We start from the raw sequence: 24,081 nt of genomic DNA, 5'->3' as shown, positions 1-24,081 counted from the left end.
ACCTGCCGGCTGGGCCGCCGTCGGCCTGCCGCCGCCGTCCTTGACCGCCGTCCGCCTGCCTGCCGTGGCCTGGGGCCGGGCGGCTCCTTCGGCGTCCGGCCGGGCAGTGCCCGGTCCGCGTCGCACGACCCCGGGCCGGGCAGGTGCGTCATGGTGGCTCTTCAACCGCACTGCCGGCTGTTTCCGGGGCCTGGGCGGCCGTGGGCACGACCGCATGGGGTGGGCCAAGGACCCGGTCGGCCAGGCGGAGGTGGTTGGTGAACCTCTGCTGCGGCTCACTGGCCTGTTCCGCGGCGGCGCGGGCCTGGCGCAGGAGCTGCCTCTCGGCCCGTTCCTTCTGCCAGGCCCTGGCCTCCTGGCTCAGGGAAGGCAGTTGCGGCAGGAGCTTCGTCGAGACGATCCAGGCGGTCAGCGGCACCGCGCCGCCCTTCGCCAGCTCGACGAAGGCCTCGATATCGCCAAGCGTGCCGGCGAGCAGGACGGTCACGACGGGCTCCTTGTCGACCGGGTGTGGGAGGGAGGGCAGGGCAAGGGGCTGATGAAAGCCGCGTCGTGCGGAGTGGCGGTTCTCGCGGCCGGTCGGCCGCCATCGGTCGGATCCGACGTTCTGGCTGCGCGCCTTGCGCGGTAGGCGGCTTGCCTGCACGCGTTGCTGCAGTAGCGGCGAGGGCGTCCGCCGTTGGGCAGCGCCCCTGGTGCGCGTACAGGAAGGACGGCCAGGCGGCAGTGCTCGCACGTCCAGGCCTCGATGTCATCGAAGCCGAGCTCTCGGAGTAACGCGCGCAGGTCGGCCGAGCGGGGCACGGGGCCGTCCAGGAGTTCGTCGCGCGAGGTGGTCCAGGAGTGGTTCCGCATGAAGGAGAGCGTCGAGTGCTCGAACTCCGAGACCCGCTCCGGGGGGATGCCGAAGTACGTGGTCACCTGCTTCCGGGACAACCCGTAGACGTGGATCGCGAACATGACGGTCAAGCCTTCCCGGTGAAGCCAGCGCACCGCCTTGGTGACGCCGCCGGTGCGGGCGCGCTCGGCTGTGGGGTCACGGTGCCGGCCGTGGCGCTTCATCGGGACTCCTCTCCGGATGCAAGAAACCCCCGGCCGTCCGGCCGGGGGCGAGGGAAACGAAAAAAGCCCTCAACCTCCGTGAAGGGAGGCCAAGGGCTTCGCAAGAATGAAGATGGGCATGGCTGTGCCTGATCAACTCCATGATCACATTCTTGTGGCGGGGCGTCAACTGCCCTGGTCACAGCGCTGTCAGGGACTTGAAGTGCCGTCTGGCGGAAGGCGAGGCGGTCTCGTTTTGACCCTATTCATAGCGATTTACCCACCCGGACAAAGTGTGAGACCGGTTTCGTAACAGCGACCGCCGCACCGTTGACCCCGCCCTGCCCGCTCGTCCGGCCGGCGAGCCCGCTCCGAGGCCGAGGCCGCCTCCGGGGACATCTGGCGCATGCCCGCGTACGGCGTCGACGCTGTCCTTGCCCGGCACCTTGACCGGGCCGGCCACGTCCGGGGCGGGGACGGGCCTGGCGGCCGGGAGCATCCGCCGTCGGGCGGCGTCCGCAGCCGCGGGCCGGTAGCGGGTGGGCGATCGCGGCGGCGCTGACACCGACTTCCTCCCGGGCGATACCGGGCGGCAAGGCCGGCACCGCCCGCGGCGGCTCGGCGGGAACGGGACCCACCGGCGCGCGGGCCGCCCCGCACCCGGCCGTGACGACGGCCGCGGGACCGGCCGGGTCGGCCCTCACCCGTCCGGCCAGGGCCACCTGCCGCTCCGCAGGCGTGGACGAGTTCCCTGCCCGTCCCGGTGCGAGCACGCCGGCGCGGCCGGCGCAGCGGCCCCGCCGGCAGCCGCGGGTCTCCTCGCGAACCACGTCATGCCGGCGGTCGCAACAGCCGACGGCCGCCCGGCCCGGCCGGGAGTCCGCTGCCGGCCCGTACGGCGACAGACACCCCCGGAAACTAATCCAATAACTAAAAGGATTTACTTCAAATAAATCCCCCGATCGGGCGGTGCGGTGTTCGAAAATAAATGGCTAGCATTCATGGCGCCCGGGGTGCTGCAATTGCAGTACCCGGAGCGGCCCGAGGTGCGCCGCGGCCATGCCGCGTGCGCACCCGCAGCGGGGCCACCCATCGTGTACGTCGGAAAGGGAGGGCACATGCAGGACTTCACCAACGGAATGCCGGCCGGACTGATCAAGGGCGTTGCCTGGACCAAGGCCCGGGCGAGCTACGGGAACGGCGATTGCATCGAGCTGGCCAGCCTGGCCACGGGGGAGACGGCCATCCGCAACTCCCGCGACCCCGAAGGGGCCGTTCTCATCGTCACCCGCAGCGAGCTCAGGGCGTTCTTCGCCGGTGTCAGGGAGGACGAGTTCGACCACTTGGTCGCCTGAGGGGAGAGGCAGGGGCAAGAAATGTCAGATTAGATTCTTAATCTGACCGAGGTTTATTCCTCGACGGCACGCGGGCCCGGCGTATGGGAGTATGTAAGGCCATTGGCGTCAAGGCCATACGAATCCCGTGCGGAGTCCGCGTGCCACTCGTTCCAGAAAACTCCGAACCGCCTTCCGATAAGCCCGTCGACGGCACCGGCGAGGCCGCGGGAGGCGATCCGCCCCGGTCCGCGGCGGCCGAGGGCGCCCGCACCGGGCGCCTCGCCGAGATCCTCCCGCTGAACCGCTGCGCCGGGCCCCCGGTCCACGGGAACCCGGCGGCGGACAGGGTGATCCTCGGGGAGCGCCTGCGCAGGATGCGCGAGTGGCGCGGCCTCTCGCTCGACCGCGCGGCGGCGCACGCCGTGACCGCCCTGCCCGGGATATCCCTGTCCTACTCGACCCTGTCGCGGATCGAGAGCGCGAAGGCCCCCGCCCCCGTCGAGGTCGTCACCGCCCTCGCCGAGGTCTACGGCGCCGACGGGAGGCAACGGCGGGAGCTGACGGAGCTGGCCGACCGGGCGCAGCAGCCCGACTGGTTCGACGCCCCCGAGTACGCCGGCGTGATCCCGCGCTACTTCCGCAACTGCCTGGGGCTGGAGACGGCCGCCGTGGAACTGCGGTCCTACCAGGCCATGATCGTGCCGGGACTCCTGCAGACGGCGGACTACGCTCGCGGCATCATCGCCCGCCACCACCTGGCCGTCGACAAGGACCTCGTGGACCGAGGCGTGGAGGCGAGGATGGAACGCCAGCGCAGGCTCTTCGCCGCACCTCCGGGCCTGACGGTCCTGCTGATCAACGAACTGGCCCTCAAGTTGCCGATCGGGACCCGTGCCGTGATGGCGGCCCAGATGCGCCACCTGCTGCACATAGCGGACATGCCTCAGGTGAAGCTGCGCATCGTGCCCATCGAGAGGACCATCGCGACGCCCGTCAGCGGCCTCACCCATCTGAAGTTCCGTCCCGGCGGCGCGTCGGAGCTCGTCTACATCGAGGGCTACGACTCGGGTAGGTACCATCCCGCGGAGGCCGGCGAGCCGAGCGAGCGCACGAAGGGCGCCCGCAAGGGCCGCAACGCCAGCGCGGACATGGAGAAGCACCTGCAGCTGCTGCTGGAGATCGCCCAGGGCGCGGCCCACCGGCGTCGGAGCATGGACATCATCGCGAGGGCCCTCAACCGGTTCGAGGGCCGGTAGCGGGCCGGCCCGCGGTCACGCGACGCGGGCCAGCCCTCCGTACTGCTGCCACACGTCGGAGCGCAGGGCCTTCTGGAGAGCGGACTGCGGGTGCCAGTCGGCGACGTCCACCAGGCCGGGCTCCTCGACGGCCAGGCCCTCGACGAAGGCGTCGACCTCCCAGCGCTCGCGCACCCGGCCCCACAGGCCTCCGGTCTGATCGTTCATGATCCTCGTGACGTCGTCCCGTGCCCGGGGGTCCTCGCTGACCAGGTGGCTGACGGCCACGAAGCTGCCCGGCGCCAGGCGCTGGGTGACGCGTTGCACCACCGCCCTGGGGCGGGCGGCGTCCGGCAGGCACTCCAGGGCCGCCACGAGCAGCACACCGGTCGGCTGGTCCGGGTCGATCAAGTCCTTGGCCGCCGCGTGCTCGAAGATCCCCTCGGTGTCCGCGAGGTCCGCGTTCAGCACCGCGGTCCGGTCGTTCTCGTCCAGCGATTCGCGGCCGTACGTGATCACGATCGGATCGTTGTCGACGTAGACGACCCGTGAGCGCGGGTCGACCCGTTGGACGATCTGGTGGACGTTGTCCGCCGTCGGCAGCCCCGAGCCGAGGTCGAGGAACTGGCGGATCCCGTGTTCCACGGCGAGCGTTCGCGTCACGCGCTGGAGGAACGAGCGGTTGGCCAGTGCGAGGCCGTCGGCGTCCGGCATGCGGGCCCGCAGGTGCTCGGCGGCGACACGGTCGGCGTCGAAGTGGCGGGTGCCGCCCAGCAGGGCGTCATAGATCCGCGCCGAGCTGGGCACGGTGACATCGATCCCACGTTCGGAGTTCCCCACAACGCCCCTCGCTCCTGGCAACCATCGCGGGCCGCACGGCTGTTGCGGGTTCATTGTAAAGATCGCATGCCTAAGAGCGCCACGACTTCTGACTGTGCGTCACCCCAAGGGGTGGCGCGCGGCGTGGCGCTGCCATGGCATGCGCGCCGCCACCCCCACCGCGCACAACATGGCGCGGTGGGGGTGGCGGCGCTGTCATCCGGTCCCGGGCACCGCCCCCTCCGCCGGAAGCCCGACGTCGGCCAGCAGCCGGTCGGCGCTGCGCAGCCCGGCCTGGACGACGGCGGCGTCGGTGCCCATGAGGTGGGCGGCGTCGGCCGCGGACAGGCCGAGCCGGTGGTGAAGGAGCGCGGCGTCGGCCAGCGGTTCCGGCAGGTGCCGGTGCAGCGTGTCGACCGGCTTCCTTGCCGCGTGCCGGCCGCCGTCGACGGGCCGGTGGGCGGTGACCGCGTCGCGCAGCAGGTGCCAGGCGTCACCGGCCGCGGACGGGCCGGCCAGCAGGGCCGTCCAGCGGGCGCGGGCGCGCTCCAGCGCGTGGTCGACCGCTGCCGCGCCGCTCGCGCCGTCCGTGAGCCTGGCCGTGGCGTAGGCCAGGTAGTGGCGGTGCACGAGCGTCACGAACTCCCGGAAGCCGGCGTCGGGGGGAGGGGGGTCGTGAGAGGTCGGGCCCGGCGCCGCGCCGGGCCCGGCATGTGATGCCTCTGGCATATTCTCGAAGTCCCTGGGTGTACCTGTCCGTGTCCGGCGCGCGGGGCCGGACCAAAGGGCGCGCTCGCGTGCGGGGCCGGCTCTCGCCGGGCCCGCACCACGGCGTCAACGCAGCGTCAGCCGCCACCAGGTGAAGCCGGTGCTGCGCGCACCCGCGCACAGCAGCAGCGCCACGACGTACCGTTCGAAGCCGTCCAGCGCGAAAAGAGCCCAGCACAGGGCCAGCGCGTAGAGCAGCGCGTCCGCCGGAAGGTGCGCCCCGCGCACCTCGGTGACCCGTTCGCGCGCGGGCTTCGAGCCCACGGGCGCGAGAACGGGACTGATAGCGTTCACCACCGCGGGGCGCGCGTGCGCGCGCACCGCCGGGAGTCGGTCGGGCTTGGTCACAGTCAACCTAGGGTCTGATCGATGAACGGGCTCTGGCCGGTGGGTCACGTCCGCCGGCCAGGGCGGCTCCCAAGGTCACGGAAGCCACGACAAACGCTACTGCCCGCCAGGGACGGCGAAGCCCCTGTGGCGGGTGCTGCAAAAACTGCCCACGGAACGTTTCATTTCCTTCCGGGACAACCGGGACAACTCCACGCACTGCGCACCTCCGTGGACAGTCCGGTGTCTCCGTCGCCGTTCAGGCCGTTCGAACGCATGCATCGGCACGGGACGGCGCGTTCGAAACGCGCCCACCGGGCCGACCGGGCCCCGTCCGATGGACATGACCGCGGCAGGCCGGGGCCGGGTTCCTGGAGCCCTCCGCCGCGGTGTCCCGCCGGGACCCTTTCTCGTGGGAAGAGGCACCGAACGCAGCCGGCGCCTCGCGGTTCACAGCGGCCCACGCGCGGTCGGTCGCCCTCGTCGAGAAGCGACCGGGGGGCCGCTGCCGTCGGTGGTCCGTCTTTCGCGTCGGCCCTGCCGGCTGTCTGGCCGGGTGGGGCCGAGGGCGCGGAGGGGTTGCGCCGACGCGGACTCGTCTCCCTCGGGGATCTCGGTCCGGTCGCAGGGGGCGCACACCTCGGCGTGGTCGACGAGGCCGTCGAAAGCGGGCGCTCGGTGGCTTCCACCGTCCGCTGCGGGGGCCGCCTCCGGCATCCGGACATCGGTGCTCGCTGACGACCTGCCCTGAACGACGCCGGGGTGGCCGGTGGCAGCCCTCGTCGGGCTGGCCGCCGCAGCGTGTGCCCGGGCGGCCCGTCGGCGGGCGGTGACGGTCCCGGCCGGCGCGGGGCCGGTGGCGGGAGCGGGGCGGGGCGGGGCAGGGGACGTAGAGGCTCCGGGCGCCGGTGGTGGTCTCGTCGTCGCCGGTGCTGATGCGGGTCGGCGCGGTGCCCGCGGGTGCGCCGCGGGGTTTCGCGGGTCCCGAAGAGATTGCGAGTCCACCTGCGGTCTTCGCGCCTCCGCACGTCTGATGAGTGAGCGACTGGACACCGGAACCGGCCGCGCATCACCCCGTCACCGGTATTCGATTGTCGGTCCTGATCTGCCCAAGGGGTTCGCCGCCCGCCAAGCGGACCGTCTCGCGTCTCGGATAAGGGGACGGCCGGGCACGGAAGCCGGCCCGGGGCGGGGTCATGCATTCGCGGGCAGAGGCGTGCACGCGAGGGGCTGTCCTCGATCGGTCGTGGCCGGCAGGGCTTGGGGAGCGTGGTGGCGGCCGTCTCGGTCTGCGGCCACGGACCGGGCGCGGGAAAGTCCCCGGCGTCGGGGGGCCGGCAGGACCCCCAGTGCGTGTACAGAGCGTTACTGTCCTACGCTGGCCCCGTTGGTCCTGGGACGGAATCGGCCAGGGGGAATCCGAACAGCGGGGGCGGCGTCTTGCGGGTGTGGACGGTCGATGCGCAGTGCGAGGGCGAGCGTGAGCACGCGCGTGCGACGACGTGATGCATTTCGGCGCCGACCGCCCGGAACGGGAAGCCGAGCGCCCCGAGGCCGTCCACCGTCTGATCCGGGTACTCGAGGCCGTCGATCCACGTTCCTGACCCGCAGGTATCGCATCGTCGCCGGTCACGGCATGGTGACGTCGGTTCGGGCAACCCCAGTGCTGCGATAGCTTCGGCCGGACCGCCGCCACCCGGCACCCAGAAAGGACAGCGGTGCATCCCCATCCAGCTCTCATCACGGCCGTCGAGGTCGAACTCCTCTTCGGCCTGTACAGCTATGAGATCCCCTTCGCTTCGGCCGACGGGGACGAGCCGAGTGGCAACCGGCTGACCCTGCTCTACGGCAACAACGGCAGTGGCAAGACGACCGTGCTCAGGCTTCTGTGGCACACGCTGTCGCCCTCCGGTTCCAGCGGCCACCGCAGCAGCATCGCCAGTATCCCCTTCAGGTCCTTCACCGTCCGCCTGGCAACCGGCGACACCATCCGCATCGTGAAGACCGACTCCCTGTACGGAGACTTCGTCGCCCAGGTCTGGTCAGGGGGGAGGAAAAAGCTGGAACAGCCGTACCCGACGTCCCGGACCGGCAACACCTTCAGGGTCAGGGCGGGCAGCGGCCCGTTCCATCCGACGGATCAGGCGCAGCTGAACATTCTCGACCCGCTGTTCGAAGAGCCGTTCATCCCCCGGGAGGCGGGCCGCCGGCGCCGCCGGGCAGTGCCTCCGCACACGCTGACCGGCGAGGCCGACCTGTTCGTCGCCTACCTCGAGAAACTCAACGCCGCGCCGTACATGCTCGCGGACGACCGCAAGATCTACGGCGACCAGATCACGGGCCCGCACGACAGGGGGTGGCCGCAGGACGATCCGGCCCTGATGGCCCCCGAATCGCCCGGCGGTGAATCCGGCGGCGTCGCCGCCGAGCTGGTCACAGCCATCGACCGCGTGAACGCGATGTTCCAGAGCCAGGCCCTGGCCGGAAGCTACAAGGGATCCAGAAGCTCCAACAACGCCTACCTCGAGATCCTGAGAAGGACAGCCCTCACCGACCTCGCCAAGGCGGACGAGACGACACGCGCCGCACTGATGGGCAGCGTCGAGGAACTCGCCTCCAGGACACGCGAATACAGCAGGTACGGCATGCTGCCCCAATTCGATGCCCAGATGTTCGTGCAAGCCATCGAAGCCGTCCCGGTCACGAAGATCAGCGTCGTCGAGGATGTCCTGACCCCGTTCATCGAGACCCAGAAGGCCCGCCTCGAGGCCCTCGCACCCACCCTTGAGCTGGTCCGCACCTTCACCGGGGAGATGAACCAGTTCTTCCACAGCAGCGGCAAGGAGGTCGTCTACGACAGGGCCCACGGCATCCGTGTCCGGTCCGTGCAACAGGTCCCCGGGCTGCGGGACCCCCGCCTGAGGCCCAGCCGGCGCGACGCCGCTCTCTTCCCCGAGCAACTCTCGTCGGGCGAGAGGCAGATCCTCCTCCTCATGCTCAACACCGTCCTCGCCCGCGAGAACACCCGGGTCTTCCTGATCGACGAGCCGGAACTGAGCCTCAACGCGAAATGGCAGCGCCAGCTCATGGACGCCCTTCTGGCCTGCACGGCCGGAAGCTCGGTGCAGTTCGTCGTCGCCACGCACTCCGTCGAGGTCATCACCGGACACCGCGCCTCGCTCTCCCGGATGGTCCCCAAGCCGCACCAAGAACACGGCACCACGACAACCGCCGGGAGAGACGACCGATGAGGCCCGACCCGGGAGAACTGCGCACTCCCGAAGAACTGGCAACCCTGTACGAGCTGGAACCGGAGATCAGGGACATCATCGTCGAAGGGCGAAGCGACGAGCAGACCTTCCGCTGGTACACCTCCGCCACGCGCCCCGAGGGCCTGGTCCGGGTCTACGCCGTATCCGACCGGGTCCACCTCCCGGACGCCGACCTTCTCGAGCACGGACTGCTGACCGGGGAACGCAGCAGGGTCCTCCACCTGTCGCAGCGCGCCACCCGGCTGGGAGTGCACGACAGGTCGCTGCGCTTGGTCATCGATGCCGACTTCCTCAGCCTCGGGTTGGACACCGACGCCGAGAACGGCTATCTCCTGCGCACCGACTACTCCTCGCTTGAGGCCTACGCCTTCAACGACGCCACGATCGGCAAACTCCTGACGATGGGGCTCGGCGCTCCGGAGAGGGTGACCGCGCAGGGTCTGATCGGCGCGATCCGGCCCGTGCTGATAGCGCTCTTCCTTGTCCGCGCATGCCTGCGTGAATCGGGAACAGGGGCCGGCGTCCCGGGCAAGGCCGCGGAGAGAATGTACACGGGGCGGCACGACATCGACGCAGCGGTCGAGGAGGTCCTGCGGCTTGCACTCGACAGGGTCCCCAGAGCCGACCGGGGCCCGACTGTGAAGACAGCCTTGATGAAGCGCTACCAGGAACTGGTTCCCCAGGTTCGTGGGGACGCCCGGCACTTCATCAACGGGCACGACATCAGCGAACTGTTGGTCCAGTATCTAAAGGCCGAGTGCAAGAACGTGTTCAACCACGAGGCGAGGAGGGCGTTCCAGGCGCCTGCGGTGATGGAGTCCTTCCTCATGGCGCACCTCGACCGCGCACAACTGGAAAGCCAGCCGCTGTTCGCCGCCATCGAGAAATGGATCGCTGCCGCCGGGTGACCTGAGAGGCGCCCCTCGATCCCGCTCTGGACCGGAAGGCCTCGCCCAGGCCACCGGCCGGCGGTATCCGAGGGCCGTGGCCGGGAACTCTGAGGCGCGCGAAACACCAAGTGCGGTGATCACCGCGGCGACGTGGACGGCTTTGTGAGTGCCGAACCCGAGCATCACCTCCTGCGCCAGGGAGAGCTGCTGCGCGGACAGGACCGGCTGGGGCATGCTCGTGACCGTCACAGCCCCCTCAGGCTGGGACTGGTGGCCGATACCGATCCGGTGGGCGGACTGTGACGGTGCCCTGTGCTGCGAAGCCCCCATCGGGACATGTCCACCGAGCCGATGCCGGAGAGCACTACAGGAGACCGGAAGTCAGCCGACCTACACCAAGGCGGCTGCGGCCAGTTGTCGCATGGGTCAGACTCCGGCCCCTGCGGCACCTCGTGATCCTCACAGTTGTCGCAGAGCAGGTGCACGTCCAGATCGGCGGGCACCTGCCTGTCGAGCTTGGCAAGGACTCCCTTGAACCCGGCCGCGCGGTGGCTGCGGTGGAGGGGAACCGATGGCCTCGCCGCTGGCGACGTCGAGGGCTGCGAAGCAGAGTGGTGACGCCGTTGCGCAGCTGGTCGAGGGTGCGGCGTCCGGGTATGCCCGGCGTCATCGACAGCACCGGGGCTGAGCGGTCGAGTGCCTGGATCGGAGACTTCTGGTCGACGCACAGGACCAGGACGCGGGCCTTGTCGATGAACCGCGGGTCCTTCGACAATTTGAAGGTGTCGACCGGCTTGAGGCCGAAAGCCTGCCAGACGCGGCCGACCGTGGACTTCGACAACCCGGTCTCGGCGGCCATCGACGCCCGTGACCAGCGCGTGGCGTCCTCGGGGTCCGCTCCAGGGCGACGACGGTGAGCTCCTCGATCCGCTCGTCGCTGATCCTTCGTGGAGCGCCGGGGCGTCACCCGCCTGCGAGGCCCTCCAGCCGGCCTTCCAGGAAGCGCCGCCGCCACTTGCCGACGGTCTGCGACCAGATGCAGGGCCCGGCGGCGACCTCCTGGTTCGTCTTTCCGCCCGCGCAGCCGAGCACGACCCGGCACCGCCGATCCAGCGCCTGTGACGACCCCGCCCGCCCTGACCAGCGGACCGGCGTTTCCCGTTCGTCGTCGGTCAAGGTCCACTCGGCCGTCGGCCGACCCATGCGTGCCAGGGGGACGGGCTACGGATACGAAGCGAATTCCTGGCGCAGGACCTTAGAAGGGCGGTTCCACGACCGGGGCTGTCTCCCGCTCGGCTTCGCGGGCGGCCCAGCCGATGTGGGCCGCGGCCACGCGCAGGTGCTGCTGGCACAGCTCCCATTCCTCTTTGCTCCCGGCCGGGACCTCGTATGCGGACAGGAGCGCCGTGTAGGCATGCCGGGCCAGAGTGCCGGTGAGGTGTGCGGGGGCGGCGCAGGGCGCGGAGGCGGTGGGCCGCGGCGTCTGCCGTACGGTGTCGGCCATGTTCTCGATGTCGCTCTCCCAGCGCTCGGCCACGTCCCGGACCGCGACCAGGAGGGAGTGTTCGGGCACAGGGCTGGCGGCCGAGTGGTGCAGCGCGGCGAGGACGGCGTCCGTTGCCGGCCGGCACCAGTAGTCAGGACCCCAGCACACGTCGCCGATCCGCCGGTCAATGTCGGCGAGGTCGCGTTCCAGGCGGTAGCGCTCCAGCGGGGTGGGCCGGCCGTGGTCGAGCAGGGCGACGGCCTCGCTCTGGACGGCCCGCAGGTAGTGGTGCCGGCAGAGGTCGTCGCCGGGTGGGATGGCCGCGACCACCTGCGGCACGTGGGCGTGCAGCCCGGCTGCGCGCAGGGCGACCGCCAGGCGCCGCAGCGCGTTGTCCTCGGCGCGCAGCAGTTCCGTGAATCTCCGGGGGTGGCGTGCCCGCCTCTGCACGGCGCGGGCGCGTTTGGCCGCGGTGGACTGCCGGTGGGGCACGGTACCGTCCTTCGATGCCGATCCCGCGCACCGGTCACAAGGACCGGCGCGCGGGATGTGTGCGGGCCCCTGAACAGGCCTTGGCCCACGTGCTGCGCAACGTGGGCGGGAGGCGTGCGCACTCTGCCCGCAGTGAATATAGCGCTCTCCCGGGTGTGCCGCCTCCGACGTCATCCCGCCTGGGCCCGGTTCAATGCCGTTCCTCTGTATCCATGTTGACGGTTGGTCATGTTATTCGTGGAGGTCTGCACTGTCCCGGTCTCGCCCGGCTTCACCGTTCCCGTTCGGCAGGCACCGCGGGCCGGGGGCCTTGTGCTGGCGGCGGTGCGCCCCGGGGCGCACCGCCGCCTTGAGGCCGCGGTCGGTGGCGGCCGTGTGCCGGTGCTGCAGACCGGTGGCTTTCCCCTTCGACTGTCGGATGCCGGTTCGACTGGGAAGTCCACCGATTCGGGTGCCGCGGGTGTCAACCCCGTGCCGTCCTGCAGCCGGGGCCGAAGCGGTGCCGTCCACGGTCGGCGCGGCCGGGAGCGGTCGGGCGGAGGCGGGGACGGGCCGGCGCGGTACCCCGTGCCTTGGAGGCGGGAGTGCGGCCTGGCCGGCCGTAGCGGGTGCCTCGGACAACCGCCCTGCGGACAGGTCGGGGTAGTTCTTGCGGCCCGCGGTCCGGGGACCGCCGCCTGCTGCTACGGTTCCCGGCCGTGGAGGCAGGGGTACGTCCCCGGCCCCCAGGTGCCCGCATGCGTGAGACAGGCCGAGCCGAGTGCCGCGGCCGGAAAGGCCGCCGACCGATGTCATGGGATCTCGCCACCGAAGGGGACGGCACGGACCCTCTCCGGCCGCTCCAGGGCCCTCTCGTCCCCGGGGACGACTGGATCACCGAGCAATCGACACGCCGCACGTTCAGTGCCTGCTCCCCGGACGGGTCCCGCCGCTACGAGCTGTCCTACGAGTCCTGCGCCGACGGGCCGGGACGGGTCGCCGTCACCGGGTGCGACGCGAACGGGGAAGTGGTGGCCGACCTGAGGGGAGAGGTCCTGCCCACCGACCTGCCCCTGATCGCCCAGCTGCTGATGCGGATGGCGGGAGCGGCTCCCGGCGGATGCCACACCCCGGCACCGGCGGGGCCGGCCACCGCGGTGTCCGGACCGCGCGCTTCCCGCACGGGGGAGCTGTGGGGCCGGGAGGAGACGGAGCAGCTGGTGGCCGCGCACCGCGAAGGGGCCGATCCGGCGCAGATCGCGCGCCGGCTGGAGCGGTCCGAGAAGTCGGTCCGCTGGAAGCTCTACGGCCTGCGCCTCGCCCCGTATCCCGAGGACCTGGTCTCCGCCCCTCGTACGGCGCCACCCGCCGGGCTCGAGCCCGAGAAGGCCTACACGGTCGAGGAGGTGCGGCGCGAGTACCCCAGCGCCTACAAACGGTGGACAGCGGAGGAGAACGACGCTTTGAAGGCGCGCTGCGCCGAAGGCGCATCGCTCGCCGAGCTCGCCGAGGAGTTCGGCCGCAAGCAGGGCGCCATCGCTTCACGCCTCCTCAAGCTGGGCGCCGAGGGTCCCGCCGCCGAGGAGGCCCGGGAATACGGGGGCGACCGGTAAGAGACCGGGCACGCTCTCCCGCACCCGCCACGGCAGCACATGACGGGCCGTGGCCGCCGACTGGATCGCTCACCGCACCCTCGTCGACGTCAAGGCCACCATCACCCCGGACAAGCTCCCCGGCAAGGACATCCACCAGCTCACCGCCTGCCTGCTCCTGGACTACGACGACGCCTACCGCATCGAGCGCCTCGGCTGGTACCACGCCCGCAACGGGGCACTCGCCACCCGGGGCACCGCCGAGTTCCTCACACTCCGGGACTCCCGGCACCCGCTTGCCCGCGTTCGCGAGCCCGCCAACGACACGAGCCGAGGTTAAGAACTCATCCCTCGGCATTGAACGTGAAAGCGCATGAAACACCTGAAGGAGAAGGAGTCTTATCAACCAGCGGCACACCCATAGATCTACTATGTCAGGGTTAAAAACAGGCTAGTGTAGGGGCGAGGAGGTGAGGTTCTGATGCCCACACAGGACGAGCTGTTCGCGGCGGTGGACGCGCTGCTGAACGACCCGGGGCCGCGGCTGCCGGAGCCGGTGGAACGGGTGCGGCTACGCGAGGCCGCCGGGATCACGCAGGCACGGCTGGCCCAGGCGCTGAAGTCGACGGTGCAGTCGGTGAAGAACTGGGAAGCCGGCCGCTCCGAACCGCGCCCGCCCCGGCTGGAGGCGTACGCGCGCCTGCTGGAGGGCTGGGCCCAGCAGCACCCGGCCCCCGCCCCGGCCGCCTCCACAGTCGAGGACGTCCCGGCGGCCTTCACCCCGGCGCCCGTCTCGCCCACCGCGCCCGTCCCGGCCGCACCGGCGCCCGTCTCGCCCACCGCGCCCACCGCGCCCGTCCCGGCCGCACCGGCGGACGCCGAGCCCCAGCCCGCCGCCGACCCGGTGCAGACCACAACCGCAGCGACAGCGCAGACCCCCACCACTCCACCGACCCGGCCCGCCACCCCGGCACGCCCCGGCGCCCCGCTGCCGCGCCGCGCGGCGCGCCCGGCGCCGTCGTTCGACAGTCAGTTCCCCAACGGCCCGCTCGTGGTACTGGACAGTGACGGTATCGCCTACGGGGCCGGCGGCCTGGTCCTGGAGTGCCCGGCGACCACGCTCACGCAACTGGTCGCCTGGGCGCTGACGGAGTCCGGCCTGGGCACCACCCGCCTGCACCGCAACGGCAAGGACGGCGACCCGCTGGTCGTGCTCACCGCCGCGGCCGCGGCCAAGTTCGGCCTGCTCGCCACGCTGGACGACGACCCCGCCACCCGCCGCACCCAGCGCCTGCCGGACGACCACAAGGCCCTCAAAGCGCTGGCCCGCTCGAAGTGGCAGCTCACCCGCCGCGGTTTCGGCCCCTGGGCCCGCATCTACAAGCCCGTCAAGGACGGGCACCGCCAGTGCGTGCAGCTCGCTGTCCTGCCGTGGGGGGCCCTGGACACCCGGGCCTGGCTCGACGCCGCCGACCTGCCGGCACCCGACCTGGCCCGCGTCCTCGGGATCTACGCCCAGCGCGTCATCACCCCCTGCGGCTCCACCGCGACCTGCGGCCATGAACTGCTGCCCGCGCTGCGCCCGCCGACGCGGGCGGTGCGCGACGAGGCGACGGGCGGATGGGTGTCGGGCCCGAACCCGGGCGCGCTGACCGAAGCCGTCCAGGCGGCGCCGCCGGAGGTACCGTCGGAGCACCCGGCCGCGCAGGGCTGGACCAAGGGCTTCCTGGACGAGGAGTCCTACCAGTGGACCCGCCCCGTCGAGACCCTCGCCGAAGCGGAAATGGTCCTCCCGTTCGCGGTGGGCATCGACATCAACACCGCCTACCTCGCCGCCGCCAGCCGGCTCCAGGTCGGCCTGTCCGGCCCCGTCCACGTCCACCGGCCGACCTTCGACAGGAAGACGCCCGGCTCCTGGCTGGTCGACCTCTCCCACATCCCCACCGACCCCCGCCTGCCCAACCCGTTCACCCCCACCGGCAAGCCCCCGACGGGACCCGCCTGGTACACCACACCGACCGTCGCCTACGCCCTCGAACTCGGCCACGACGTCGCCCCGATCGAGGCCTACCTGCGCGAGAAGGCCGGCGCCTACCTCGACCCCTGGCACGACCGCCTGCGCGAGGCCTACGTCACCACCATGGCCGAAGCCGGCATCCCCACCGACAAGGACACCGACGAACGCGCCTTCCTCGCCGCGATGACCGCCCACCGCCTCCTCAAGACACCCGGCGCGGGTGCCGACCTGGACGCGCTGCGCACCGCGCTGGCCGCCGAGGGCTTGGCCCACCTGGCCGAGATGGGAGACGACCAGCTCGCCTCGGCCGCGTGGCGCCACCACCAGATCGCCATCGTGCTGTCGGCGGTGAAGTCGACGGTGAAGTTCGGGATCGGCAAGCTCCGCGAGCGCCCGCAGGGCCTGACCTACAAGCCCGGTGAGCCGTGGCCGGCGCTGGAGCGGCCCACGTGGCGCCCGGACATCCGGGCCGCGGTCATCGCCAAGGCCCGGGTGAACATGCACCGCAAGATGGCCAACGTGGCGAAGGCGAACGGCCGGTACCCGCTCGGCGTCAACAACGACTGCGTCGTCTACGCCTCCCCGGGCGCCAGCCCGCTGGACTTCCTGCCGCTCACCGGCTCCGGCAAGGTCCTGCCCGGCACCTTCCGCCTCGGCGCCACCCCCGGTCTGTCCAAGGTCGAGGGCGTCCAGCAGATGCTGACCGCCGTCGACTGGCTCGAGCGCGACCAGCCCATCAACCCGGCCCGGCACATCAAGGGCTACGACGCCAACGAAGTCGACGGGAAGTAGGAAGGGCCGTGGAGGAGATCACCGACGCCATCGACCGGGCCGCGCCCGAGCACTACACCCGGGCCCTGCCGAAGTCCGCGCAGGCCCAGATGCGGGCCCTCGTACGGGCCGCCAAGGGCGACAAGAAGGCCGTCGCCGCCGCCCTGGGCGTCGACCCGAACACCGTGCGCCGCTACCTCAAGGGCCAGCGCAAGCACCCCCGCGCCGCGCTGCGCGATGCCCTGTTGCGCGAACTGCGGAAGGCGTGGCAGCCCGGCATCCGCCGCCAGGCCCGCAAGAACGCCGCCACCAGCACCGGCATCACCGTCGAGGTCTGGGCCTACTTCGGCTACAGGGCCCCCGCCGGAACCACTGACGAGGCCCGCCTGCGCCACCTGACCGTCCACCTCCCCCCGCAGTGGGCCGAGCGGCTCTTCGCCGCCCAGGACAAGGGCGCCAGCGACCAGAAGATGCGCGAGATCATGGCCGAGGCATTCCAGGAGAACTACTTCCGCGACAGTTCCGGCGCCCTCGAAGTCGAATTCACCGGCATCAAAGCGATCGACGTCCAGTACTGAACACCCGAGGCACGTAAGGCAGGCAGCGTGGCCTGTGGCTGAGCGCCTCACCCGGCGTATGAGCGGTTGGGTCGGCGAGCCGAGCGCGCCGCGTCGAAGGTGATGGCGAGTTGGCCGGCGTGGTCGTCGAGTAGCACCTTCGGCTCGCGGTAGTGGGGGTGGCCGTCCGCCTGCCGGAGACAGGTGTATACGGACAGATCCGGAATGACTGTCGTCCTGTACCGGCCGCTGCAGCGACCGAAAGCGTGTGGATTCGCGAGTGGCCGACCCGCGAATCGACCGACACTGGCGGGTCCTGTGCGGCAGGTCACCCACATGGAGCCGACAACTCGACGGAAAGGTATCCGCGTACGCCGGTCTGCGCACCTCGGCCCGCGGGTATTCGACTGTCACCTGTTCGAACAGGGCGTGAGGCTGGCTCGCGGGTTCCTCCTCCCGGGCGCGGAGGGAACGGTGTCCCGAACGCTGTACCGCCCGGGGCGCGACCGCTGACGCCGTGACGACACCGGCGACCCGGCGGGCCAGGGAGGGGCCCAGGGGGGTGACAGAACGCACATCGTCGAGGAGGAGAGGCGGAAGCTTCCTCGCGGACGGCGGCACCGGCATGGCACATCGTTTCCGCGGGCCGGGGTCCCCGGGCCGGGGGAGGAGCACCGGTGAGAGGAAGGGCCTGCGGGCGGCAGCAGCGTCAGGGGCGGAGTTCCGCCTCGTGCGGGTATGGCCGGGCCCGACGACGCCGGAGATCCGCGCAGACTCACCGGCCGACGCGGCGCACACCTCCGAGCAGCCTGAGCCGGCGCTGTCCCGGCACTCCCCTGCCGTGCGGCCGCACGGCAGGCCCGGTGCGGCGCGGGGCCGGCCGAAGGGGGCACGCCGGTGGACGGGACGTGGCGCTGGCACGGAACCGGCCGCCCGCGCTAGCGTTCGCGCGTGCAACGTGCGGTGCCCCGGCCACAGTTGGCCGCGGAGCGGCCGACAGCGGAAGGAACTGCGACATGGGTCAGGACATGACGGACGACACGACCGGCGCCGGGAACGCGGTGGTGTTCACGCTGAAGGAGCTCCTGGTGGACGTCGCCACGGGAGACGCGACGGTTCCGCCGGCATGGGAGAGCCGCTGGGATCCCCAGGACGACTGGAACCCGCCCCCCTCCTCCGCGTCCGCGCTGCTGGGTACGGCCGTGCCGCACCGCGCGGTACTCGCACTGGCCGGCTCGCTGTCCGCGTCCGGCATGGACGCCGAACTGCGGGCCGAGGCCATCGGCCCGGACAGAGTGCTGGTGGTGTACCGGGAGCGCCGTTTCGCCCTGGGCCTGGCCGACGGCGGCTTCACGGAACTGTGCCGGCAGCCGGGCTGTGAGGACGGGATCCTGGACGCCGAAATCCCCCGGTGCGCACCGCACTTGTCCGCCCTGGACCTGTACTCACTGGTGGGGAACGTGCGGGCCTGGGCCAGAACGTGCCACGCGCCGGGCGAACCGGAGTGCAGCAGCCCCGGCTGGCCCGTCGAGGAGCTGATGAAAGCCGCCGTCACGGCGGCGGCAGGGGAGATGGTGGCCGAGGCGATCGTGACCGCGGCCTTCGACGACCCCGACGCGATGGAACAGCAGGACGTCCCCGCCGAGTACGCGGACATCCTGCGCACCCGCCATGCCATGGACCGTGAGCGCCTGCGGCTGTGGGAGACGGGCCGACGGGAAGCACAACGGCTTCGGGAAACGGCGGACGGCTGTGCGGCGTGCCACCGGTATCTGAGCTGGATCGACGACGGCTTTGCCGCCGGCGCCTACCCGGCCTTTCGCCCCGGCTACTGCTCGGCGGCCTGCGACCCGCTGCCGCCGGCGCGGGAGCGCTACCGGGAAGCGGAGGAGAACTGGTCAGTGCAGTCGTGTGAGAGCCTTCCCTTCTGAACCGGTACAGCAGACGCCGAGGCCGTCCTGCCCCTCTGCCCGCCGGCCATCGTGGACCGCCCGACCTTCAACGGCACCATCATCGAGACCGGCACCGACTCCTACCGCCTCGCCCCGACCAGTACGGACCGAAGCACCCGCCAAGGCCGGCTGACCGCGGCAGACTCCGGGCCGACGACCTGCCAACTCCCGCCCAGGCGACGGGCCGTCGTCCCGAGACGCTCCACTAGGCTGCGTCGGCCGTGGAAACGAACGCCGAACCCGAGCAGACCCGGCACGACGCGATCGATGCCGGTCCGACGATCCGGCGGCTCTTCCGAGACGTCATCGCCGAGCGCCTGCCGGACCGCAGGCCGCCCCAGCCGGCGATGCTGTTCGGCGCCGAAACCGACCCCTCCTGGGACGCGCGGAGCTTCCTCGGCGACTTCTACGACGTGATCCTGCTTCCCACGGTCCGCTAATAAGGAATTAGGTCACCGCCGACGGCACCGCGCTTGTCGGCCGGGCGCCTTCCGCGCTGGAACAGTGGATGTGCGAGCACGCCGAGACCCGGCCCGACGAGCTCGCCTGCATGAGCGCGGGCGTGCCCTCCTCGAAGTCCCCGGCGTCGTGATCAACGTCCAAGGGGAGGGCGACCACCTCCTGACCCGCCCGGTGTTCTACCCCGCCGAAGCGCTCGACGACCTCCCCACTGGCTACCGCAGAGGGCCTGGAAGATCCACGACTGACGCCCTGGACAGGGCCCCGGACGGGGGCCGGGCAGCCACCGCACCGCTGCTCCGGCCGCCGGCCGAGGCACAGATGCCCGGCCCCGGCCGAGGACGCCGTCGAACCGCCTCGACACCACGGACGTGCGCTCCCCGGCGCCGACCCGAGGGCTCCCCCCGGCCACCGCCCCGGCGGCCGGGGGCATAACGCCGCCGGCCGGATCATCGGGATCCGCCGCGAGGGGAACCGGACGCCGCCGACCCGGGGAGCGACTACGGGAGTACCGGGGGCCGGGCCGCGCTGCTCCCGGGGGCCGTCCCGTTGCTCTGCGGTGCGCCTGCGGGTACGGAGGGTCGGGCCGCACGTTTGGCGAGTGCCAGTTCCCACACCCGGCGCCGGTCGCTCGAGTCCTGGGGTGTGAGGCTCTGCAGCATCCCCAGGGCGGTCGCCGCGAGGACCTGCACGGACGAGGCGGCAACCCCGAGTACGACGGCCCACCAGGGGGCATGGCCCATGGCCGCCAGAACCGATCCGGTGCCGACCAGGCCGGCCCGGGCGAGCAGGCGGGCAGGAGATCCGCCCCTGCCCGCCTGAGCGCCTAGAACCGTCCTTCTTGTCCGATGGTGCATCGTCAACCTTTCCCTCTCGTACGGCTCTTCGTCCGTGGCCGCGCTGTCGACTGTGGCCGCGGCCGGGTTGTTGGGGTAAGCAGCAACACCTTGCGGGGAAGCGCCAACACGTTGCGGGGAAGGCGCAACAATGGGGGCGGGAGGGGACAGCGACGTGAACAACGAGGAACAGGGCCCGCCAGCAGGCGGGTCCGTCGGGCGCGACCTGACTGCGACGGGCGCCCGGCTGCCGGCCCCGTCGGCCGCCGGGCCGGGGCGGCGCAGGCGCAGGAAGATCGTCTTCGCCAGCGAGCTCGCCGACGATCTCGCCCCGGTCGTCCGGGAACTGGCCGAGGCGCTGCGCCTGCTCGCCGGGCAGTTGGAGACGTCGATGACGGCTTACGCGGCGAGCCTCCACCGCAGCACCTCCACGCTCTCGCGCTACTTCAGCGGACTGGAGCTGCCCAGTGCGGACTTCGTCGAACGGTTGATGGACGACGCGGAACTGCACTCCGGCACACCGATGTCCGTCGAAGCCCGCGAGGCGGTGCGGCGTGTCCACCGCGAGGCGCAGAGCCATGCGGCACCGCGGACCGCCGAACTGCAGGGCCTGCGGGACCAGGTCAACGTCGCCCACCTCCGGGCGGAGGCGGCGGTGCGCACGGTCCGCATGCTGGAGGCGGCACTCGAGGAAGCACAGGCACAGGTCCGCCGTGGTGAACTCGAGGCACGTCGCGCCGTTCACGACCTGCACGTCCAGAGCGCCCGGCACGGCGTCGAGCTCGACCGGGCCAGGGAACACAGCGAGCGGACGCAGGCGGAACACGACAGGCTGAACGCCTACATCGCCCAGCTCGAACACGCGCTGGCCTCGGCCCGGGAACGGGCGAGCGAGGCCGAGGCCCGCCAGGTGGAGGCCGAACTGCGGCTGGAGCGGGCCGAAGAGCACGCCGAAGCACGCCACCGGGACGAAGCCTCCCACCTCAGGCAAGCCCTCCGCCTAGCACAGCAGAACCAGGCCGAAGCCGAGCACCGGGCGCGACAGAGCGCGGCGGAGATCGCGCACCTGCGCGCTCGGAACGGGGGCCGTACCGAGCCCCCACCCGTCGACGGCGACCCGCGGGAAGCGGCGGACACGGCTGCATCCGTCGTCGGCGGTGTCGGGAGGCAGCAGGCTGTCGCCGGGGTGCCGGGTGCCGGGAACTGGTCGTGGCTGGGCCGTATCCGCGGCGGCGTCCAGACGGTGGGGACCGCCGGGCGGCCTTCGCGTCGGACGACCCGGGCGGAGGATTCGGCGAAGCGCGGAACGCGACAGGAGGTACGACGAAGCGAGGCCGTTCGGTCGGCGGTCTCACGCCTCGCCCGTTATCGGACGACGGAGCGGGGTGAGACGCTGTGGATCGACAACGATGTCGAGCGGGAGGTGGCACGCCACCAGGCCGCAGGCGACTGGGGGAAGGGCGCCGCGGTGCTGGTCGCCTTCGGTCGCGGTATGGCGGCCGAAGGGTACTGGGAAGAGGCCGCGGAAGCGGTGGACCGAGCGGTGGCCCTGTACGAGGGGGCGGGCGCCTCGGCCGCGGCGGCGGAATGCCTGGCCTCGTTCGCCCGGGAACTCGAAGCCGCGGGAGCCCACCAGCACGCCGAGGTCGTCGCTGCGCGCTCGGCCGCCCTCTACCAGCGTGCCGACACCCGGACTGTCGGCAAGGCGTCCGACGACGAACCCTTTCTCCGCCCCTACGTCGACCCTGAACGCTTCTAGGGTCTGTAGTTGTGGGGAGCCGGGCCGCCGCGGCACGGGTCGCCCCGCGTCCGGGGCCGTCCGGCGGCCCCGCCGGCGCCGTGGGGTCGGGGTCCGCGCCCCCTGTCCGCCGGGCGCCCGGCGAGGCTTCTCCCGGTGGCCTCGGGCGGTTTCCCGCAGGCGCGCGGCGGACGAGGGGCGGCCCTCTGGCCGGCGAGCCCTCTGGATCGATTGGATGATAGGAGCTGGGTATCATTGATTCATGCTGTATCAGACGCCCCGCCTCCAGTCCGTCGACTGCCGGGTCCTGGAGCAGATCGACTCCCTGCGCGACCGGCTGCGGCACGCCGTGCAGCAGGCCCCCATGAAATGGACTCTCGACCTGCGCAAGGCCCTCACTGCCAGTGCCATCGCGGCCTCGAACACCATCGAGGGCTACCGGGTCGACGCGAGGGATGTCGCCGACCTGATGGACGGCGAGCGCGAGGTGGACGCCAGCGACGAGAACAAAGCGGAGACCATGGCCTACCAGCAGGCCATGACCTACATCCAGTCCCTCCACGACGCCGCCGACTTCCGCTACTCCAAGGAACTGCTCAACGCCCTGCACTGGATGCTCCAGGGCCACCACCACCCGCGCAGGACCGCCGGGCAGTGGCGCAGGACGGCCATCCGGATCACAGCGCCCGGCGACGACCTGGCCACGGACTACGAGGGGCCGGACCACGAACTGCTGCCCGGCCTGACGGGTGAGCTCGTCGACTGGCTCAACGACGGCGACCTCGAAAGCCACGTCCTGGTGCGGGCCGCGATGGCGCACCTCAACCTGGTGAAGATCCACCCCTGGTCGGACGGCAACGGCCGGATGTCCCGCTCCCTGCAGACCCTCCTGATCGCCCGGGGCGGAGTCCTCGCCCCCGAGTTCTCCTCGATCGAGGAGTGGCTGGGGATGCCCGGCAACACCTGGGACTACTACAAGGTGCTGCGCGAGGTCGGCGGTCCGGTCTGGTCGCCCCAGCGGGACACACTGCCGTGGATCAAGTTCAACCTCCTCGCCTACCACCAGCAGACCCAGCGGGTCCAGCACCGTGTCGACCGGTCCAACGACTGCTGGACACAGCTCATCGAGGCGGCCGACGGCTACGGGATCACCGAGCGGCAGACGACCGCTCTGCACGAAGTGGCGATGGTGGGCAGGGTGCGCCGCTCCCGCTACGAGAAGGCCGAGGCGATCAGCACCCAGCAGGCGACGAGGGACCTGCAGGCCCTGACCAGGGCGGAACTGCTGACAGCGGTGGGGCAGACGAAGGGCCGCCACTACGTTGCCGGGCCCCGCTTCCCGCGGGAGGTCCTGGAAACCGCGCAACGGCACCACACCATCGTCAATCCGTATACCGCCGCATAGCGGGCGGTCCGCGATCGGTACCGAGGCCGGCCCCCGGCGGGGGGCTGGCCTCTTCGGCTTCAACGCCGGGTGTCCAGGTGGTTCCGGCGCGCGGCGGAGGGCTGGAGAGAGGGGGCTGCTGGGGCCGAGCGGCCGTCGGCCGCTCGGCGCGGGCCGTTTGCGCAGAGGCGTCCGCGGGGACGCGGCCCGGGATCCGGGTCCGTTCCACCACGGTGAGGCACGCGTACGGCGCAGGCCGGGGCGGGGAAGCCGACCGCGCGGATTGCCGCCGCAGTTCCCGAAGATCCGAGTGCCGCGGCGGGGCGGCGTGACAGGATCGGAACAGTCACGTTGAGGGAGGAAATTGTGGCGCTGAGTCACGACGAGTGGGTGATGCTGGAGGCCGCCGCCGAGGGCCCCGGCTGGCTGACCGGGGACCTGCCCCTGGAACACCGGACCGCGGAGCACGGGACCGTCCGCCGGCTCGTCGGAGCGAAGGTGTGCGAGTTCGCCGATCCCGGAGTGCTCGACGCTCTCGCCATCGCAGGGGTCCGCCCGGCGTGGGCGGTGCGGGCAACCGGGCTGGGGCAGGACCTGCTGCGCTCCCGGACCCTGCGGGACCGTCCCGCCGAGCGACCTGTCGAGCCGGTGGACGACTGCGTGCCGGACACCACCATCAGCGTGCGCGGCTTCGACCTGCCCCTGCTCCGCGCCGTCCACAAGGACGCGGAGGCCGGCCTCCTGCCCGGGGTGGACGCCGGTCTGCTGGGCGCGGCCCTCGCCAAGGCCCGCCCGATCGACGGCTCCAGCCGGCACAGCGTGGCCGTCACCGAGGCCGAGCTCGCGGTGATCCTGCGGGTGCTCTACCTGGAATCCCTGCGCGGCGGCGGGGCCGCCGGCTACCACCACGTCCTGCGTTCCTCGCCTCTGGCCAGCGCCCTGGCACCCGATCGGGAGATCCGTACGGGCACCACCGTTGTGCGGGCCCGCGCCGCCGTCTCCAGCGCGCGGGTCCGCTGAATCCGGCAGCGGAATCCCCTCTGAGTTCCCGCCCCGACCAGACAACCCGGGACCCGAACGCCCGGAGGCCGCCACCCTGCGGGGTGGCGGCCTCCAGTGCCTTCTCGGG

At 71.7% G+C, this 24,081-nt stretch carries 20 protein-coding genes and 1 pseudogene; 14 read left to right on the top strand and 7 right to left on the bottom strand.

What is annotated here, in order from left to right; genetic code table 11:
- Positions 1-148 precede the first annotated feature (148 nt).
- Positions 149-487, bottom strand: coding sequence for a hypothetical protein (locus tag ACFVU7_RS39070; RefSeq protein ID WP_388050796.1), 339 nt, complete (start codon positions 485-487; stop codon positions 149-151).
- Positions 484-1,062 carry a hypothetical protein gene (locus ACFVU7_RS39065; RefSeq protein WP_388050793.1) on the bottom strand — a complete coding sequence of 193 codons (579 nt, stop codon included), beginning with the start codon at positions 1,060-1,062 and terminating at the stop codon, positions 484-486. The genes ACFVU7_RS39070 and ACFVU7_RS39065 overlap by 4 nt, the downstream gene beginning before the upstream one ends.
- Before the next feature lie 1,097 nt (positions 1,063-2,159).
- Here ACFVU7_RS39065 and ACFVU7_RS39060 point away from each other — a divergent pair.
- Positions 2,160-2,396 carry a DUF397 domain-containing protein gene (locus ACFVU7_RS39060; RefSeq protein ID WP_388050790.1) on the top strand — a complete coding sequence of 79 codons (237 nt, stop codon included), beginning with the start codon at positions 2,160-2,162 and terminating at the stop codon, positions 2,394-2,396.
- 140 nt (positions 2,397-2,536) lie between these two features.
- Positions 2,537-3,634, top strand: coding sequence for a helix-turn-helix domain-containing protein (locus ACFVU7_RS39055; RefSeq protein ID WP_388050787.1), 1,098 nt, complete (start codon positions 2,537-2,539; stop codon positions 3,632-3,634).
- A gap of 15 nt (positions 3,635-3,649) precedes the next feature.
- Here ACFVU7_RS39055 and ACFVU7_RS39050 read toward each other — a convergent pair whose 3' ends face one another.
- The 3 genes from ACFVU7_RS39050 to ACFVU7_RS39040 form a co-directional block, all read right to left on the bottom strand.
- The gene (locus ACFVU7_RS39050) at positions 3,650-4,453 is read right to left on the bottom strand and encodes an SAM-dependent methyltransferase (protein ID WP_388050784.1); all 804 of its coding nucleotides are present in this window, start codon (positions 4,451-4,453) and stop codon (positions 3,650-3,652) included.
- 195 nt (positions 4,454-4,648) lie between these two features.
- A complete protein-coding gene (locus tag ACFVU7_RS39045) occupies positions 4,649-5,071 on the bottom strand; it encodes a hypothetical protein (protein ID WP_388050781.1) in 423 nt (140 codons plus the stop codon).
- Positions 5,072-5,266: 195 nt separating this feature from the next.
- Positions 5,267-5,464, bottom strand: coding sequence for a hypothetical protein (locus tag ACFVU7_RS39040; protein ID WP_388050778.1), 198 nt, complete (start codon positions 5,462-5,464; stop codon positions 5,267-5,269).
- Positions 5,465-7,245: 1,781 nt separating this feature from the next.
- Between ACFVU7_RS39040 and ACFVU7_RS39035 the strand changes: the two genes are divergently transcribed.
- Positions 7,246-8,778, top strand: a complete 1,533-nt coding sequence (locus tag ACFVU7_RS39035; RefSeq protein ID WP_388050775.1) for an AAA family ATPase — start codon at positions 7,246-7,248, stop codon at positions 8,776-8,778.
- The gene (locus ACFVU7_RS39030) at positions 8,775-9,707 is read left to right on the top strand and encodes a hypothetical protein (protein ID WP_388050772.1); all 933 of its coding nucleotides are present in this window, start codon (positions 8,775-8,777) and stop codon (positions 9,705-9,707) included. Before ACFVU7_RS39035 ends, ACFVU7_RS39030 begins: the two co-directional genes overlap by 4 nt.
- Positions 9,708-10,652: 945 nt before the next feature.
- Here the strand turns inward: ACFVU7_RS39030 and ACFVU7_RS39025 are convergent.
- Both ACFVU7_RS39025 and ACFVU7_RS39020 read right to left on the bottom strand, forming a co-directional pair.
- Positions 10,653-10,865 (bottom strand): hypothetical protein, encoded by a 213-nt coding sequence (locus tag ACFVU7_RS39025; protein ID WP_388050769.1) that lies wholly within the window; start codon positions 10,863-10,865, stop codon positions 10,653-10,655.
- A 79-nt stretch (positions 10,866-10,944) separates the two neighbouring features.
- Positions 10,945-11,667, bottom strand: a complete 723-nt coding sequence (locus ACFVU7_RS39020) for a hypothetical protein (RefSeq protein WP_388050766.1) — start codon at positions 11,665-11,667, stop codon at positions 10,945-10,947.
- Positions 11,668-12,455: 788 nt separating this feature from the next.
- On the opposite strand from ACFVU7_RS39020, the gene ACFVU7_RS39015 reads away from it, so the two are divergent.
- The 10 genes and pseudogenes from ACFVU7_RS39015 (at position 12,456) to ACFVU7_RS38970 (ending at position 23,972) form a co-directional block, all read left to right on the top strand.
- Positions 12,456-13,259: a hypothetical protein gene (locus tag ACFVU7_RS39015; RefSeq protein ID WP_388050763.1), complete on the top strand. Its 804-nt coding sequence runs from the start codon at positions 12,456-12,458 to the stop codon at positions 13,257-13,259.
- A gap of 49 nt (positions 13,260-13,308) precedes the next feature.
- On the top strand, positions 13,309-13,578 hold the full coding sequence (locus tag ACFVU7_RS39010) for a hypothetical protein (RefSeq protein ID WP_388050761.1): 270 nt from the start codon (positions 13,309-13,311) through the stop codon (positions 13,576-13,578).
- 141 nt (positions 13,579-13,719) lie between these two features.
- On the top strand, positions 13,720-16,047 hold the full coding sequence (gene tap / locus ACFVU7_RS39005) for a telomere-associated protein Tap (RefSeq protein WP_388050758.1): 2,328 nt from the start codon (positions 13,720-13,722) through the stop codon (positions 16,045-16,047).
- Between the two features lie 8 nt (positions 16,048-16,055).
- Complete coding sequence (gene tpg, locus ACFVU7_RS39000) at positions 16,056-16,604, top strand: telomere-protecting terminal protein Tpg (RefSeq protein WP_388050755.1); 549 nt, start codon at positions 16,056-16,058, stop codon at positions 16,602-16,604.
- Positions 16,605-17,599: 995 nt separating this feature from the next.
- On the top strand, positions 17,600-18,514 hold the full coding sequence (locus ACFVU7_RS38995) for a hypothetical protein (RefSeq protein ID WP_388050753.1): 915 nt from the start codon (positions 17,600-17,602) through the stop codon (positions 18,512-18,514).
- A 45-nt stretch (positions 18,515-18,559) separates the two neighbouring features.
- Positions 18,560-18,668: pseudogene (locus tag ACFVU7_RS38990) on the top strand (AAA family ATPase); the annotation flags it as partial.
- Positions 18,669-18,756: 88 nt separating this feature from the next.
- Positions 18,757-18,975 carry a hypothetical protein gene (locus tag ACFVU7_RS38985; protein WP_388050751.1) on the top strand — a complete coding sequence of 73 codons (219 nt, stop codon included), beginning with the start codon at positions 18,757-18,759 and terminating at the stop codon, positions 18,973-18,975.
- A gap of 1,030 nt (positions 18,976-20,005) precedes the next feature.
- Positions 20,006-21,589, top strand: a complete 1,584-nt coding sequence (locus ACFVU7_RS38980; protein ID WP_388050748.1) for a hypothetical protein — start codon at positions 20,006-20,008, stop codon at positions 21,587-21,589.
- Between the two features lie 241 nt (positions 21,590-21,830).
- Complete coding sequence (locus tag ACFVU7_RS38975; RefSeq protein WP_388050745.1) at positions 21,831-22,973, top strand: Fic family protein; 1,143 nt, start codon at positions 21,831-21,833, stop codon at positions 22,971-22,973.
- 345 nt (positions 22,974-23,318) lie between these two features.
- Entirely contained in the window at positions 23,319-23,972 is a 654-nt protein-coding gene (locus tag ACFVU7_RS38970; protein WP_388050742.1) for a hypothetical protein, read from the top strand.
- Positions 23,973-24,081: the final 109 nt, after the last annotated feature.

Origin of the sequence: Kitasatospora sp. NPDC058046 (assembly GCF_042885595.1) — a bacterium.
Lineage (GTDB): Bacteria > Actinomycetota > Actinomycetes > Streptomycetales > Streptomycetaceae > Kitasatospora.
This window is presented reverse-complemented; position numbering and strand designations above follow the sequence as displayed.

Coding starts and splice junctions, on each gene's coding strand:
- ACFVU7_RS39015 (WP_388050763.1), top strand. CDS start 12,456: ATGTCATGGGATCTCGCCACCGAAGGGGACGGCACGGACCCTCTCCGG.
- ACFVU7_RS39065 (WP_388050793.1), bottom strand. CDS start 1,062: ATGAAGCGCCACGGCCGGCACCGTGACCCCACAGCCGAGCGCGCCCGC.
- ACFVU7_RS39060 (WP_388050790.1), top strand. CDS start 2,160: ATGCAGGACTTCACCAACGGAATGCCGGCCGGACTGATCAAGGGCGTT.
- ACFVU7_RS38995 (WP_388050753.1), top strand. CDS start 17,600: ATGGGTCAGGACATGACGGACGACACGACCGGCGCCGGGAACGCGGTG.
- ACFVU7_RS38975 (WP_388050745.1), top strand. CDS start 21,831: ATGCTGTATCAGACGCCCCGCCTCCAGTCCGTCGACTGCCGGGTCCTG.
- ACFVU7_RS39030 (WP_388050772.1), top strand. CDS start 8,775: ATGAGGCCCGACCCGGGAGAACTGCGCACTCCCGAAGAACTGGCAACC.
- tap (WP_388050758.1), top strand. CDS start 13,720: ATGCCCACACAGGACGAGCTGTTCGCGGCGGTGGACGCGCTGCTGAAC.